The following is a 14584-nucleotide window of genomic DNA, read 5'->3' on the forward strand; positions in this document are numbered from 1 at the left end:
CTTCGTCCGGCTGGGGTCGCGTCCACGCTACATTACATTTGTAATGTGAACCAGGGCGACGGGCGCCCCGAAGACAACTCGCGAGCCGCGGCGGCTTCCGGTCAGGCTTTCCCGGCCGCCGATGCGGCGGCGGCCAAGGCGGCGAGCACCCGCTCCCGGGTCGGCACGTCGAGGCGGCAGGCGTCCCCCGCGACCGCCTCAGGCGTGCCCATCACGTCGACCCCGTCGACCAGAATCGTCGGCGAGCGGTAGCGGCCGACGCGTTCGACGACCGCCGCGCCGAGGCCGCTCTCGGCGAGGCACCCGGCCGCCAGCGACCGGGCCGCCTCGGCGTTCGGGCAGCCCGGGGCGCTCAGCAGTTCCACCCGCGTCCCGCGGATCTCCGGCCCGGCCGCGCACATGACCCCAGCGTAGGCCGAAATCGGCCCTTGACAATCCGCTTCCGGAAAAAGCTATGGTGGCCAAGGACGTCGAAAGCCACGGCCCGGTGGGCAGTCCGGGCGGCGCGCCGCGCTCGTACCCGCACCTTTCCGGTGCGTCCAGCACGTCCCCTCGTTCCGTGTCCAGAAGGGGAATTCGCTGTGCCCGGAAACCTTCGCGTCCTGATCATCGGCGCCGGCGTCGGCGGGCTCGCGCTCGCCCAGGGATTGCACCGCGCCGGGGTCGAGGTCACAGTCTGCGAACGTGACCTGTCCCCGCTCGGCCGGTTGCGGGGATATCGCCTGCGGCTCGACCCGAACGGCCTCGACGCGCTCGACCGGCTGCTTCCCGCGCCGCTCAGCCGAGCGGTCTGGGACGCCAGTTCGACGCCTTCGCGCACCAGCTATCTCAACGGGACGCCGCCGGAGGAACCTGTCGAGCGCGATGTCTCGATCAACCGCCGCACGCTGCGCGAGATCCTCCTGCACGGGCTGGACGGCGTCGTCGAGTTCGGCCGCGAGTGCACCGGCTACCGCCTGGACGACGCCGTCACCGCGACCTTCGCCGACGGATCGACCGCGTCCGCTGACGTCCTGGTCGCCGCCGACGGGGCGAATTCCGTGATACGACGCCAATACCTGCCGCACGCACGCGTAATGGACACCGGCGTGCGCATCATGTACGGCCGCTTCCCGCTCACCCGCGACGCCGCCGGACTGATCCCCGACGAGTGGTTCGGGATCTACCGCGGGCTGTTCGGCCCGGACCACCAGCACATCGGCATCGCGCCGGTCCACCCCCGGCGTCCGGCGCCGCTGCCAGGCCTCACCGACACCGGCGACTACGTGATGTGCCTGCTCGCCGCCCGCACCGAACTGCTGCCGTACTCCGACGTCGAACTCCGCGCCGCGACCGGCCTTGAGTTGCGGGACATGACGGTTTCCTTGGCTCGTAAGTGGAATCCGAAGGCCGGCGAGCTGCTGGCCCTCGCCGATCCCGAGACGCTGTTCCCCGTCTTCCTGCGCACCAGCGTGCCGATCGAACCGTGGCCGACCACGCCGGTGACCCTGCTCGGCGACGCGATCCACGCGATGAGCCCAGCGGTCGGCGTCGGCGCGAACACCGCCCTGCGCGACGCCGAGCTGCTCGCCGCGAAGCTCACCGAGACCGATCTCCTCCCGGCGCTGCGCGACTACGAGACCGCGATGATCAGCTACGGCTTCGACGCGGTCCGGACGTCCGCGAAATTCGGCGCGCTGCGGATGGGCCAGCCCCCGCTCACGCAGGCTTGAGCAACGGCACGTCCCGGGAGACCGCACGGAACCCGACGCTGTAATAGAGCCCCCGCGCCGACGGATGTCCGGGCGCGCCGAGGCATGCAACCGTCGCGTGGGCAGCTCCGGCCGCCCGCGCGCGGTCCATGCCGTGCAACAGCATCGCGCGGCCCAGCCCGAGCCGCCGGTAATCCGGATGGGTGCCGACCGGCTCGAACTCGACGGTCTTGTTCGCCTCGTCCCACCACATGATCGTCGACGCCGCCATCGTCGCGTCCGGCGCTTCGACCAGGATATGCAGGTCACTGCGATACGCCGGGGTCGCGCGGACGCCCTCGTAACCTTCCAGCGTGTACGCGGTCACGCCCCAGGCGGCCACATGAGCCTGGACAGCCGCCTCCGGTCCGGCCTCGGCGGCGGTGCGGAAGCGGAATCCGTCCGGCAGCACCGGCGTTTCGAGCACCTCGAGATCTCGTTCGTTCAGCTGCGTCCAGGACCCGGTCTCGCCGAGGCCCTCCGGATCGGGGCGGTAGCCGTGCGCTGCCCAGCGTTCCAGGCCGAACTTGTCGGCCGCTCCGGGAAGCACGGTGCGTTCGAGTCCGTCCGCGGTGGCGTCGAACCAGTCGATCACCTCGTCGGCCAGTCCGGCGTGGCCGGGATGGACCTGATACGCCAGGTAAGCACCGGTGACGTCGTTGACCGAGCCGTCGTTGAGCCGCACGCTCCGGGGCAGTTGCGCCCAGCCCCACGCGACGAGGTCGTCGCCGGCGAACCACAGCCGGCGGACCCAGCTCGCGCCCTGTGCGGCATGCCCTTTGCCCCAGTTCCAGGCCAGCTCGCCGTAGGAGGCGTCGCTGTTGACGAGTTCCGGGCGCACGGCGGCGATCCGCTGCGCGAGCTCCTGCATGAGCAGCACGTCCGCGGCGGTCAGCAGATCGGTCATGGCCGGACTCTGTCAGGCGAACGGCCCGCCGTCGACCGGTTTTCCGCCGCAGTCGCGGATCACCGCGTCGGCGAGCAGGTCCGTCGGGTCCAGCACGCCGCTCGCCTTCCCCGCCACCAACGGGAGTTCCGTGCACGCCAGCACCGACAACGGCGCGTCGACGTCCGCCAGCGCCCGCTCGAAATGCGCCGCTCCCGCGGTCAAGTCGCCGCGTTTCACCGCCGCCACCGCCGCGTCGGTTTCCCGCTGCCCCGTCTCGGACGGCACTGCCCACTCGGCCTCGGGCACTCGCCGTTGGTACAGCCGGGCGGCGATCGTCCCGCGAGTGCCGAGCAGTCCGACCGGACCCGTCCTTCCGGCGAGGAATTCCGCCGTTTCCGCGATCATGTCCGCGAACCTCACCCCGCTGTCCGCGACCAGCCGGGGCAGGAAGAAATGCGCGGTGTGACAGGGAATGGCGATCACGGACGCGCCGAGATCGCGCAGTTTTTCCGCACCGGCGAGCAACGCCGGATACGGATCGGTGCTCCCGTCGAGAACCGCCGCGACCCGGTCCGGCACCGTCGGATCCGCCCAGATCGCCACCCGGAGGTGGTCTTGGTCGCGCTCCGCGACCGTGCGCGCGATCAGCTTCGCGTAGAACTCCGCGGTCGCCGCGGGACCCATCCCGCCGAGAATGCCCGCGATCACGTGAACGCGGACCGGTAGCCGAACAGCCCGGCGACGCCGCCGGTGTGCACGAAGACGACGCGGTCGGTCGCGGCGAACCGGCCTTCCGCGATCCCGCCGAGCAGACCGGCGAAACCCTTCCCGGAGTACACCGGGTCCAGCAGGATGCCTTCGGTCTCGGCGAGCAGCCGCACCGCGTCCACCATGGACTGGGTCGGCACACCGTAGCCCTCGCCGACCCAGCGGTCGTCCACCAGCACGTCGTCGCGGGAAACCTCGGCCCCGATCAGCTCCGCCGTCCGGCGGGCCAGCCCGTGCACCGCGTCGATCTGCCGTGCTTCCGGCTGCCGCACGCTGACGCCGAGCACCCGGGCGGGACTGTGCGCCGCGCGCAATCCGGCGACGAGCCCGGCCTGTGTGCCGGTGCTGCCGGTCGCGTGCACGACCCAGTCGACCGGAACCGGCGCGGCGTCCAGTTCCAGCGCGCACTGGACATACCCGAGAGCGCCGATCGGATTCGACCCGCCGCCCGGGATCACGTACGGCCGTCGTCCCTCCGCGCGCAGCTTCGCGGCCACGTCTTCCATCGCCGCTGCCATCTCGGTTCCGGCCGGCACCCGGTCCACGATCTCCGCGCCGAGCAGTTCGTCGAGGAACACGTTGCCGGAGTTCTCGTACTCCTCGTCGCGCACCTGCCGTTGTTCCAGCAGCAGTTTGCAGGCCAGCCCGGCGCGTGCGGCGGCCGCGGCGGTCTGCCGGGCGTGGTTGGACTGCGTCGCGCCTTGGGTGATCAGCGTGTCGGCACCCTGCGCGAGCGCGTCGCCGACGAGGAATTCCAGCTTGCGCGTCTTGTTGCCGCCGGTCGCCAAACCAGTGCAATCGTCGCGTTTGATCCAGAGATCCGGTACGTCCCGGCGCCGTTCGCGCAGCCGCGCGGTGAGCCGGTCCAGCGGTTCGAGCGGGGTCGGGAAGTGTCCGAGCGGGAAGCGGGCGAAGCGCGTCGTCTGTACCACGGACGCCATCGTGGCTCCCGTGCCCGGCCGCTGTCCACCGCGTCCGTCACGGATGCAGTTCGGCCCGGATCACCTGCGCCGCCCGCGCCAGCCGCGCCCCGATCGCGGCGATGTCCGCCGGACCGGTCAAATACACCACCGCGAGCGCGGCCGGATGCCGCCCGGGCACCGCGAGCGGCACCGCGATCGACGACAGTCCGGGAATCACCTCGTCATGGCTGGTTTCGTAGGGCGCTTTCTCCCCGCGCAGCTGCTGCAGGATCGCGCGGCCCGGCGCGCCGTCGGTGATCGGATGCCGGCTGCCCGGCCGCTGTGCCACCGCCGCCGTCGCCTGCCGCGGCTCGACGCTGGCCAGCGTGACCACGGAATCCTCGCCGTCGAGCGTCGCGAGGAATGCGGTCATGCCGAGTTCGTTCGCGAGCACGGTCAGCTCCGGCAACGCGGTCGACTGAAGATCGCGGGAAACGTTGCGCGCCAACGCCGCCAGCCGTGCCCCCAGCTCCAGTTCGCCGTTCGCGCCGCGCACGACCAGGCCGTGGTCCTCAAGCGTGCGCACGATGCGGTAGGTGATCGACCGGTGCAGCCCGAGCCGCGAAGCCAGCTCGCCGATCGACAGCGGCGCGTCGGCCTCGGCGAGCACTTCCAGCGCGGTGAGCCCGCGCGACAACGTCTGCGACCCGGCCGCTTGCTTGGCTTCCGTCACGACTCGGTCCTTCCCCGCGGGGTCTTGTGCGCCGGAGCGGCCCACCTTAGCATCGATGTACTCAATAATTGAACAATGAGTTCTATTATCGAACACGGTCCCCGTTGGCGTGCTTCACAGTGAGGTGAGCAAACCCATGCAGTTCCACCACCACGGCTACGTTTCCGGCGAACCGCGCGTCCTGCCCGCCGCCGGAACCGGAATCGACCGGCCCGCGGAACTGCCGGACGAGGTCGACGTGCTGATCGTGGGCACCGGTCCCGCGGGCATGATCACCGCCGCACAGCTGTCCCGGTTCCCGCACGTCACCACGCGGATCGTCGAACGCCGCGGCGGACGGCTCGAAGTCGGGCAGGCGGACGGGATCCAGGCCCGCAGCGTCGAAACGTTCCAGGCCTTCGGTTTCGCGAACCGGATCGTCGAGGAGGCGTACCGGATCACCACGATGTCGTTCTGGAAGCCCGATCCCGCCGACCCGAAGCGCATCGCCCGCTCCTCGCGCGTGCCCGACGATCCCACCGGGATCAGCGAATTCCCGCACCTCATCGTGAACCAGGCCCGCGTGCAGGACTATTTCGCCGAGTACATGGCCCACTCGCCGAGCCGGATGACGCCCGATTTCGGCCTGGAATTCCAGTCGCTGACCATGACCGAGGGCGACGAATACCCGGTGACCGTCACGCTGCGGCACACCACCGGCCCGCGCACCGGCGAGGATCGCGTGGTCCGAGCCAGATACGTGGTCGGCTGCGACGGCGCCCGCAGCGCGGTCCGCGAGTCGATCGGCCGGCAGCTCGTCGGCGACCAGGCGTTGCACGCGTGGGGCGTGATGGACGTCCTCGCCGTCACTGATTTCCCGGACATCCGCACGAAATGCGCCATCCAGTCCCACGACGGCGGCAACATCCTGCTGATCCCCCGCGAGGGCGGCGCGCTGTTTCGGATGTACGTCGATCTGGGCGAGGTGTCCGAAGACGACCATGGCACCGTGCGGAAGACGACGATCGGCCAGATCATCGCGCGCGCCAACGCGATCATGCGTCCCTACACCGTGGAGGTCAAGAACGTGGCCTGGCACAGCGTGTACGAGGTCGGCCATCGCCTCACCGACAAATTCGACGACGTTCCCGCCGGCGACACCCGGCCGCCGCGCGTCTTCATCACCGGCGACGCCTGCCACACGCACAGCGCGAAAGCCGGGCAGGGCATGAACGTCTCGATGCAGGACGGGTTCAACATCGGCTGGAAACTGGGCCACGTGCTCGACGGCCGCGGTCCCGCTTCGCTGCTGGCCACCTACTCCGCGGAACGCCAGCTGATCGCGAAAAACCTCATCGACTTCGACAAGGAATGGTCGACCCTCATGGCGACCCGGCCGGAGGACCTGGCCGATCCGGCGGAGCTGGAAGAGTTCTACGTGAAGACCTTCGAGTTCCCGTCCGGTTTCATGACGTGCTACCAGCCTTCGGTGCTCATCGCCTCGCCGCAGCACCAGGAGCTGGCGACCGGTTTCCCGATCGGCAAACGCTTCAAGTCGGCTCCCGTCCGGCGAGTCTGCGACGCGAACCTGGTCCACTTGGGACACCATGCCCAGGCCGACGGCCGGTGGCGCATCTACGTTTTCGGGCCCGCCGCCCCGGTCGCCGATTTCGCAGGCTGGCTGGGCAGTGCCGAGGACTCCCCGGTGGTCGCGCACACGCCGAAGAACCTGGACGTCGACGCCTGGTTCGATGTGAAGGTGGTCTACCCGCGGCCGTACGAGGACATCGATCTCGGCGAGGTCCCGGAGGTTTTCCTGCCTCGCACCGGTCCCTTCTCGCTGATCGACTACGAGAAGGTTTACGCGGCAGATCCCGCGGACGACATCTTCGCCGCCCGCGGGATCTCGCCGGAGGGCGCGGTCGTACTGGTCCGGCCGGACCAGTACGTCGCGCACGTCCTTCCCCTCACCGCCACCGCCGAACTGGCCGCGTTCTTCGCCCCGATCTTCAGCGCCGGATAGCCGTGCAGGACGGCGGTCAGGAACGTTCGGCCGGGCAGAAGCGGTCCCGCGCCGGGAAGTTCCCGCCGACCAGGTACGCCGTCGTCGTGTCGTTGAGGCATTTGTTCGCGCCCGCGCCATACGCGACGTGTCCGCCCTGGTCAGCGGTGACCATCCGGGCCCGGGAGCCGAGCGCCCAGCGCGTGCGCAACGCCCCGGGCAACGGCGTCGCCGGGTCGCGGAGGTTCTGCACCATCAGCACGTCGGCCGGTCCGTTGCCGGTGATCCGCACCTTCTGCTCCACCGGCGCGGGCCAGTACGCGCACGCCCGGACATTGGCGGCGTAAGCGCCGTACATCGGATACCGCGCCTGGTCGATCTCGACGTTGCGCTGATAGGTCCGCACCGACGTCGGCCACTGCGAATCCCCGCAGATCACCCCGAGGTAGCCGACCGCGAAGCTGCCGCGGTCACCGGCCGGCTTCGCGGCCGCTCCGGGGAGCGGCTGATGCGTGTCGAGCAGATGCCAGTACGTGGCGAGCTCCGGGAAACTGGCGTCATTGCGAATATCCCCGGACGTGAAGCCGCGGAAGGCCGTGCCGTCGAACCCGGACTCCGGCTTCCGGTCCAGCCGCTCGGCCAGCTCGTAGTACTTCGCCGTCACCGCCGCCGGAGTCGCGCCAAGGTGGTAGTCCTGGTCGTGCTTCGCGGCGAACCCGGCGAAGTCGGGGAACCGCTGCTGGAAACCCATGCCCTGCGCCCGCAACGCCTCGACGTCGTATCCCTCCGGCGGCAGGCTGCTGTCCAGCACGACCCGGTCGCTGCGGTCCGGGAACAACGTCGTGTACACCGCGCCGAGGTAGGTGCCGTACGACTCCCCGTAATAGGAAACCTTCGCCTCGCCCAAGGCTTCCCGGATGCGGTCCATGTCGCGCGCTGTGTTGGCGGTGGTGACGAACGGCAGCAGGCCGGCGGTCTCCGAACTCGTGCACTGCTTGGCGATCCGCTGCGCCAGCTCGGCCGACTTCGCCACGTCCGCCGAACTGTGCGGATAGGGCGGGTTGGTCGCGAGCGCCTTGTCCGCGTCGTTCAGGCCGCAGGTCAGTCCCGCGCTGGCGCCGATCCCGCGCGGGTCGAAGCCGACGATGTCGTAGCTGTCCCGCACGGCCTGCGGAAAGGGCAGCAGCTGCGGGACGTGCGCCCCGGCGAGACCCGGACCGCCGGGGTTCACCAGCAGCACCCCGCGCCGCTTGTCCGGCTTCGCCGCGGAAAGCCGGGACACCGCGAGGTCGATCGTCGGCCCCTCCGGATGCCGGTAGTCCAGCGGAACGGTCACGGTCGAGCACTCCAGGCCGGGCTCGCCCGGACAAGCGCCCCACCGCAACGGCCCGGCCGACGCGGGGGCCGCCGAGACCACCCCCGCCAGTGCCGCGACGGCGAGCGCGATCGGCATGATCTTTCGCATCCAGCTCTCCTCTTCGGATCGGAGTTGCCGATTCACCACACCAGCCGGCGACGGGCCGGACCCCTGCCATTTGTCACCCCCGCAACACCGCGGCGAGCCCCTCCCGCAGGTCGCGGACGAAGTACTCCGGCACTTCCAGCGACGGGAAATGCCCGCCGCGTTCCGGCTCCCGCCACCGGACGATCCGCCGGAACCGCTCCCGCGCCCAGGGCCGAGGGGTCTTCTCCGTGTCCCGGGGGTACATGGTGATCGCCGCCGGAACGTCCACGCGCAGCTCGGGATCCAGCGAATTGTGGCTCTCGTAGTAGATCCGGGCCGCCGACGCACCGGATCGCGTCAGCCAGTACAACGTGACGTCGTCCAGGACGCGATCCCGGGAAATGGTCTCGAAAGGACTGTCCTCGGTGTCCGACCAGTCCGCGAACTTGTCCACGATCCAGGCGAGCAGCCCGGCCGGGGAGTCGACGAGCGAGTACCCGATGGTCTGCGGCCGGGTCGCCTGCTGTTTCGCATACGCCGCGCGATGCCGCCAGAAATGGCGGGTTTCCTCGGTCCACCGCCGCTCGTCCGCCGTCAGCCCGTCCGCGGGCAACCCGGGCGGCCCCTCCGCGAACAACGTGTGGACACCGAGAACCCGCTCCGGAAACCGGCCGGCGAGGACCGTGGTGATATTGCCGCCCCAGTCGCCGCCGTGGGCCAAGAACTCGCGGTACCCGAGCCGGTCCATCAATTCCGCCCAGGCGGCCGCGATCTTTTCCGTGCCCCAGCCCGTCGTGGCCGGTTTGTCGCTGTATCCGAAGCCGGGCAAGGACGGGAGCACGACGTGAAAAGCCGGCGCGCCGGGGTCCTCGGGATCGGCCAAGGCGTCCACGACATCGACGAACTCCGCGATGCTGCCCGGCCACCCGTGCGTCACGATCAGCGGGATGGCGTCCGCGCGCGGGGACCGGCGGTGCAGGAAGTGGATGCCCAGCCCGTCGATGACCGTCCGGAACTGGCCGATCCGGTCAAGGCGCGCCTCGAACGGGCGCCAGTCGTACCCGGTGCGCCAGTAGTGCACGAGATCGACGAGGTCGGCGAGCGGAACACCCTGGTCCCAGCGGCGGGGACCGTGCACCGTCTCGGCTTCCGGAAGCCTCGCCGCGGCTAGCCGCGCCCGGAGATCGTCGAGATCAGCGTCCGTCGCACGGGCCTCGAATGCTTCTACTTCGCTGGTCGGAGCGGTCATGGGGCCTCCTCGTGCAGGTGGAACCGGCTTAGACGGTTCTAGCAGCCGCTCGGGTCCGAGCGCAACCGGCTAAGCTGGTTCCATGCCTGCCGGATTCCCTGACTTCCGCCTCGGCACCGTGCTCGCGACCAGCTTCACCGCGACCCTGACCGAGCGCTGCGGCGATGCCGTCGAGCGCGTTCCGACCCCGCGGCGGCTCGCCGATTGGCTGGCAGTGAGCGGCCTCGCCGTGGACTCCTGCACCACCGGAGAACTCGAACTCGCCCGGGAACTGCGGGAGTCGATTCACACGGCCGCGACCGCGGCCGCGCTCCACGACCCGCTCCCCGCCGCCGCGGTCGAAATCATCAACGCCCGCAGCGCTCAGGGCCGGGCTTCGGCGGTCCTGACGCCGGAGGGCAAACGGCGCTGGCAGCTCACCTCGGCCGCCCCCGTGGAGGATGCCCTCGGAGTGATCGCCGCCGACGCGATCAGCATCGTCTCGGGCGAACGGGACGGCAAACTCGCCTTGTGCGCCTCGCCGACCTGCCGAGCCGCCTTCTTCGACACCAGCCAGAGCCGCACCCGCAGGTGGTGCGACATGAACACGTGCGGGAACCGGCAGAAGAAGGCGCGCTTCAACGCGAACCGCGCCGCGGCGAAGTGACGCTCGGAATGCGAGCAACTTCGCGGCCGATCTCCGGCTTGGCTGGACCCGAAAGCGAGTAGCCGGATATCCGAGCTCAAGCTCGCAATACAGGCATGACCAGCGAGAACCTAGCGTTCTCGGCCCGCCGGACGACCACTGTCGAGGAGTTGGAAGCCCTGACCGGCCGCCCCGGCGCGGCGATCACGCCGAAGCAACTCGACTGTCCCGGCGAAGGCTGCGAAACGATCCTGGCGCGCTCCCCGTTCGCCGGCTGCGGCCACCGGACCACCGACGCCGCCCGGCACAACACGTTCGTCGGCCGCCCACCCGGCTTCCTGCGTGTCCGCTCGCCCACGCGGATTTCCTTCGCGTTGCCCGCCGACGCCCCCGGAACCGGCTATCGACCACGGCATTTCGTTCGTGATCCTGCTGCCCGGCGTCGGCGAAACCCTTCAGCTCAACGGAACCGTCGCCACGACCGACGACCGCGAACCGGCAGTGACTGTCCAGGAGGTCTACCTCCATTGTGGACGATGTGTCTTCCGCTCCCAGCTCTGGCAACCACAGCCGGTGCGTGCTTCGCAGCCAGCCGGCATCGCCGACTTCCTGGCCCGCTCCCCGTTCCTGGTCCCCGCAGCGCCGCCATCCGAGGAGGTTGCGGATCACGCACGTACAGTCGCGTCCGGACGCGAGCTGGACCGGCGAACGCGGCCGCATCGACGAGGAACTGCTGCGCCGCTGGCTGGGCGACGCTTCCCCGACTGCCGGGTACTGCGTTTGCGTCCCTGAACCGGTGCTGGCGGTGGTCGCCGAACTGGGCGTGCCGGACGGGCGATTCCACGGGGAGCGGTACCCCAGCGGTGCTTTCGATCCGGCGGGAACGAGCACTGAACCGAGGGAAATGCTCGTCGAGAACGTCGGTCGAACCCGGCGGCACGTTGCTCGCCGCGGGGTTGCCGATGCCGTATTCGTGCGCAGTCGGAAGCTGCGGCGAGGCTGCGCTCCGGGGAAGTTGCGATGAAGCAGCCGAATTGCCTGGCTCAGCGGCAGCTCGCGGACGGGTGCGTGCTGGCTCGGGCGAGCTGCCCGCGTTCGGATGTCGTCGTCGAGGCAGGGACGACTGACGCCCGGAACCCTGCCTCGCCCGCGGCGAATTCACCACGGTTCCACATCCGTCCGCGTCCCGCCGACGCCGGACGCCCCGGAATTGTCGGTCCCCGGATTTACCATGGCGGCACATCCGAGGAGGTGTGCACATGCGGGACGCCGTGCTGGAGGCGGCGAGGTTCCTGGCCGACGGACGCACCCGGCGGCTCACGCTTGAGGACGTGGCCGACCACGTCCGGTACAGCCCGTTCCACCTGGCGCGCGCGTTCGAGCGGGAGATCGGCCTGCCGCCGGGGAAATTCCTCGCCGCGCAACGGTTCCAGCTCGCCAAGGAGCTGCTGCTGGACACCGGCGAGAAAGTGGTCGACATCTGCCACGAGGTCGGGTTCTCCGCGCCGGGCACGTTCACCACGCGGTTCACCGCGGCGGTCGGGGTGAGCCCGCACCGGTTCCGGCGGCTGCCCGGCCTCCTCGCCGAGCACCCGCCGGAACCGGTGCGGGTGGCGGGCCCGGACTGCGCGGGCGGGGCCGTCACCGGCCGCGCGCTGCTGAGCCCGGCCGCGGTCGCCGCGCTCGACGGAGCCCCGGCGGTCTATGTCGGGCTGTTCGCCGCGTCGTCCGCGCGCGGCGTCCCCGTCAGCGGCTCGCTCCTCGGGCCGGACCTGGAGTTCACGCTCGTCGACGTGCCCGCCGGCACCTACCGGCTGCTGGCCTGCGCGCTGCCCTCGTCCGCCGGTCCGCGCACACAGCTCGCGCCGAGCGTGCAGGCGGTCGGCTCGGCCGCCCGGCCGGTGCGGATCCGTGCGGGGCCGGTGCCGCTGCGCCAGGACGTCCGGCTCGACGTCGCGCCCTCGTGGTCGCCTCCGGTGCTGGTCGCGCTGCCCCCGCTGGCGCCGGCGGGAGCGCAAGAATGGAGAGGCGGCGCGCGGCCGGCGAGGTTAGGTTGAGCCAGGTCACAGGGCCGCTGTCAGGGAGAAAGCATGCCTGGAGTTCGAGTATTGGCCGGAACGCGCAAGGGCGCGTTCATCCTCACCTCGGACGAGGGCCGCACGCGCTGGGAGGTCGACGGGCCGCACTTCGGCGGCTGGGAGGTCTACCACCTCGCCGGCTCGCCCGCGGACCCCGAACGGCTGTACGCGTCGCAGTCCACGTCGTGGTTCGGCCAGCTGATCCAGCGTTCCGACGACGGCGGGAAGACCTGGAACCAGGTCGACCACGACTTCGCCTACGAGGGCGGGGCCGGCGACCACCTCTGGTACGACGGAACGCTGAAACCGTGGGAGTTCACGCGGATCTGGCACCTGGAACCGTCGCTGACCGACCCGGACACGGTGTACGCGGGCGCGCAGGACGCGGCGCTGTACCGCAGCACCGACGGCGGGAAGAGCTGGCGCGAGCTGACCGGGCTGCGCAAGCACACTTCCGGACCGGGCTGGCAGCCGGGCGCGGGCGGGCTGTGCCTGCACACGATCATCCTCGACCCGCGGAACTCGAAGCGGATGTTCGCCGCGATCTCCGCCGCGGGCGCGTTCCGCAGCGACGACAGCGGCGAAACCTGGCAGCCGATCAACCGCGGCCTGCACTCCGACGGCATCCCGGACCCGGACGCCGAGGTCGGGCACTGCGTGCACCGGATCGCCCTGCACCCGTCCCGGCCGGACGTGCTGTTCATGCAGAAGCACTGGGACGTCATGCGCTCGGACGACGCGGGCGAGCACTGGCGGGAGATCAGCGGCAACCTGCCGAGCGACTTCGGTTTCCCGATCGCGGTACACCCGCACGAACCGGAAACGGTGTACGTGGTCCCGATCCACAGCGATTCCGAGCACTACCCGCCGGAGGGCAAGCTGCGCGTGTACCGCAGCCGCGCCGGCGGCAACGAATGGGAGCCGCTCACCGACGGCCTGCCGCAAGAGAACTGCTACGTGAACATCCTGCGCGACGCGATGGCCGTCGACTCCTGCGACGAGGCAGGCATTTACTTCGGCACCACCGGCGGTCAGATCTACGCCTCGAACAACGCGGGCGACAGCTGGACCCCGATCGTGCGCGACCTGCCCGCGGTGTGCTCGGTCGAGGTGCAAACCCTGCGATGACCACCGTCGTGCGCGTCAAGCTGCCCACGCACCTGCGCCGCCTGGCGAAGGTCGAGGGCGAAATCCAGCTGCCGGTGGAAGACCCGCCGACGCGGGACGCCCTGCTGGACGCGCTGGAACGCGCCTACCCGCAACTGCGCGGCACAGTCCGCGACACGACCACCGGCAAACGCCGGGCGTTCGTCCGGTTCTTCGCCTGCGAGGAAGACCTGTCGAACACCGCCCCGGACACCGCGCTGCCCGCCCCGGTCCTTTCCGGAGCCGAACCGTTCCTCATCATCGGAGCCATGGCAGGCGGCTGACCCTGAACCCACCGGCCGAGGGGAAGACCCCCTGGCCTCGGTGCGTCCCGGGGGCGCACCGAGGCCCGGGGCTCCTGCCCGCCGGACCGGTTTTTGGCGAGTTTCCCGCGCTGGAGCGGGCTTCGCGGGCCGGGTCGCAGGGCAGGGCACTGCTCAGGCCGACGCACCGAAGTCACTCGCGCTATGGCCAACGCCCCAAAGCCACTCACACCATCGCCAACACCCCAAGGCCGCTCGCACCATCACCAACGTCCCGAAGCCACTCACACCATCACCAACGTCCCGAAGCCGCTCACACCATCACCGGCGCCCAAAGCCACTCACACCACCGCCAACACCCCAAAGCCGCTCGCATCATCACCAACACCCCAAAGCCACTCACACCACCGCCAACACCCCAAAGCTGCTCGCATCAAAGACCGGGCGCAGTAACGCCGAGCAGCGCCACAAGGGAACCGCTTTCCCCAGCGCCGATCGCCGCCGAGGTCCGGCGTGGCGGACCAAGGGCGGCTCGGAGCCCGGCAAGAGAAAGCCCGTACGCAGGCACGATCACGGCGAACCCGACTCCTGCCCAGCCGCTCAGTCCCGCGCCCGGCGGGGTTTCTCCGCGGCCGACGATGTGCGAAGTTCCCCTGCCGGCAGGCGCGGCCTTTCGCCTCGGACGTCGGTGAAGGGCTCCTTGCGGGAATCTGATTCGCTCAAGGAGCCCTTCACCGACGTCGGGCACCGCGCGCCGGGCCCGTCGCCGCAGGGGC

14 protein-coding genes are annotated in these 14584 nt (G+C 70.3%); 7 read left to right on the top strand and 7 right to left on the bottom strand.

All coding sequences use genetic code 11. The features are described 5' to 3' along the window. Positions 1-101: 101 nt before the first annotated feature. Positions 102-401 (bottom strand): alkylmercury lyase, encoded by a 300-nt coding sequence (locus tag BM362_RS44425; protein ID WP_093577235.1) that lies wholly within the window; start codon positions 399-401, stop codon positions 102-104. Between the two features lie 180 nt (positions 402-581). Here BM362_RS44425 and BM362_RS44430 point away from each other — a divergent pair, with 180 nt between their 5' ends. Further along, positions 582-1712, top strand: coding sequence for an FAD-dependent oxidoreductase (locus BM362_RS44430; protein ID WP_093577236.1), 1131 nt, complete (start codon positions 582-584; stop codon positions 1710-1712). Here the strand turns inward: BM362_RS44430 and BM362_RS44435 are convergent. From BM362_RS44435 to BM362_RS44450, 4 genes are read right to left on the bottom strand one after another with little or no spacing between them, the layout of a single operon-like run. Beyond that, entirely contained in the window at positions 1699-2637 is a 939-nt protein-coding gene (locus BM362_RS44435; RefSeq protein WP_067576458.1) for a GNAT family N-acetyltransferase, read from the bottom strand. The two genes, BM362_RS44430 and BM362_RS44435, sit on opposite strands and share 14 nt — an antisense overlap. A gap of 12 nt (positions 2638-2649) precedes the next feature. Next, the gene (gene cuyB, locus BM362_RS44440) at positions 2650-3327 is read right to left on the bottom strand and encodes a cysteate racemase (RefSeq protein ID WP_093577237.1); all 678 of its coding nucleotides are present in this window, start codon (positions 3325-3327) and stop codon (positions 2650-2652) included. Then, positions 3324-4328 (bottom strand): D-cysteate sulfo-lyase, encoded by a 1005-nt coding sequence (cuyA, locus tag BM362_RS44445; protein ID WP_093577238.1) that lies wholly within the window; start codon positions 4326-4328, stop codon positions 3324-3326. The genes cuyB and cuyA overlap by 4 nt, the downstream gene beginning before the upstream one ends. Positions 4329-4365: 37 nt before the next feature. After that, positions 4366-5022: an IclR family transcriptional regulator gene (locus BM362_RS44450; protein WP_093577239.1), complete on the bottom strand. Its 657-nt coding sequence runs from the start codon at positions 5020-5022 to the stop codon at positions 4366-4368. 124 nt (positions 5023-5146) lie between these two features. Between BM362_RS44450 and BM362_RS44455 the strand changes: the two genes are divergently transcribed. Then, entirely contained in the window at positions 5147-7024 is a 1878-nt protein-coding gene (locus tag BM362_RS44455) for an FAD-binding monooxygenase (protein ID WP_244287487.1), read from the top strand. Positions 7025-7040: 16 nt separating this feature from the next. On the opposite strand, the gene BM362_RS44460 is transcribed toward BM362_RS44455, so the two are convergent. Continuing rightward, complete coding sequence (locus BM362_RS44460) at positions 7041-8468, bottom strand: alpha/beta hydrolase (RefSeq protein WP_067576455.1); 1428 nt, start codon at positions 8466-8468, stop codon at positions 7041-7043. Positions 8469-8541: 73 nt separating this feature from the next. Further along, positions 8542-9696 (bottom strand): epoxide hydrolase family protein, encoded by a 1155-nt coding sequence (locus BM362_RS44465; protein WP_093577240.1) that lies wholly within the window; start codon positions 9694-9696, stop codon positions 8542-8544. 82 nt (positions 9697-9778) lie between these two features. On the opposite strand from BM362_RS44465, the gene BM362_RS44470 reads away from it, so the two are divergent. From BM362_RS44470 to BM362_RS44490, 5 genes are all read left to right on the top strand, one after another. Continuing rightward, a complete protein-coding gene (locus BM362_RS44470) occupies positions 9779-10342 on the top strand; it encodes a CGNR zinc finger domain-containing protein (protein WP_067576453.1) in 564 nt (187 codons plus the stop codon). Positions 10343-10898: 556 nt separating this feature from the next. Further along, positions 10899-11345 (top strand): ferredoxin reductase domain-containing protein, encoded by a 447-nt coding sequence (locus BM362_RS50875; RefSeq protein WP_425285777.1) that lies wholly within the window; start codon positions 10899-10901, stop codon positions 11343-11345. Positions 11346-11580: 235 nt separating this feature from the next. Then, positions 11581-12378 (top strand): helix-turn-helix transcriptional regulator, encoded by a 798-nt coding sequence (locus BM362_RS44480; protein WP_093577242.1) that lies wholly within the window; start codon positions 11581-11583, stop codon positions 12376-12378. Between the two features lie 33 nt (positions 12379-12411). After that, entirely contained in the window at positions 12412-13527 is a 1116-nt protein-coding gene (locus BM362_RS44485; RefSeq protein WP_067576449.1) for a WD40/YVTN/BNR-like repeat-containing protein, read from the top strand. Then, positions 13524-13829 carry a MoaD/ThiS family protein gene (locus BM362_RS44490; protein ID WP_037819729.1) on the top strand — a complete coding sequence of 102 codons (306 nt, stop codon included), beginning with the start codon at positions 13524-13526 and terminating at the stop codon, positions 13827-13829. Before BM362_RS44485 ends, BM362_RS44490 begins: the two co-directional genes overlap by 4 nt. Positions 13830-14584: the final 755 nt, after the last annotated feature.

The sequence above is a fragment of the Amycolatopsis rubida genome (genome assembly GCF_900115345.1).
Classification (GTDB): domain Bacteria; phylum Actinomycetota; class Actinomycetes; order Mycobacteriales; family Pseudonocardiaceae; genus Amycolatopsis; species Amycolatopsis rubida.

Bases quoted from the DNA above. Each gene is read 5' to 3' on its own strand.
- BM362_RS44425 (WP_093577235.1), bottom strand. From the start codon at position 401: ATGTGCGCGGCCGGGCCGGAGATCCGCGGGACGCGGGTGGAACTGCTG.
- BM362_RS44435 (WP_067576458.1), bottom strand. From the start codon at position 2,637: ATGACCGATCTGCTGACCGCCGCGGACGTGCTGCTCATGCAGGAGCTC.
- cuyA (WP_093577238.1), bottom strand. From the start codon at position 4,328: ATGGCGTCCGTGGTACAGACGACGCGCTTCGCCCGCTTCCCGCTCGGA.
- BM362_RS44460 (WP_067576455.1), bottom strand. From the start codon at position 8,468: ATGCGAAAGATCATGCCGATCGCGCTCGCCGTCGCGGCACTGGCGGGG.
- BM362_RS44465 (WP_093577240.1), bottom strand. From the start codon at position 9,696: ATGACCGCTCCGACCAGCGAAGTAGAAGCATTCGAGGCCCGTGCGACG.
- BM362_RS44470 (WP_067576453.1), top strand. From the start codon at position 9,779: ATGCCTGCCGGATTCCCTGACTTCCGCCTCGGCACCGTGCTCGCGACC.
- BM362_RS44480 (WP_093577242.1), top strand. From the start codon at position 11,581: ATGCGGGACGCCGTGCTGGAGGCGGCGAGGTTCCTGGCCGACGGACGC.
- BM362_RS44485 (WP_067576449.1), top strand. From the start codon at position 12,412: ATGCCTGGAGTTCGAGTATTGGCCGGAACGCGCAAGGGCGCGTTCATC.
- BM362_RS44490 (WP_037819729.1), top strand. From the start codon at position 13,524: ATGACCACCGTCGTGCGCGTCAAGCTGCCCACGCACCTGCGCCGCCTG.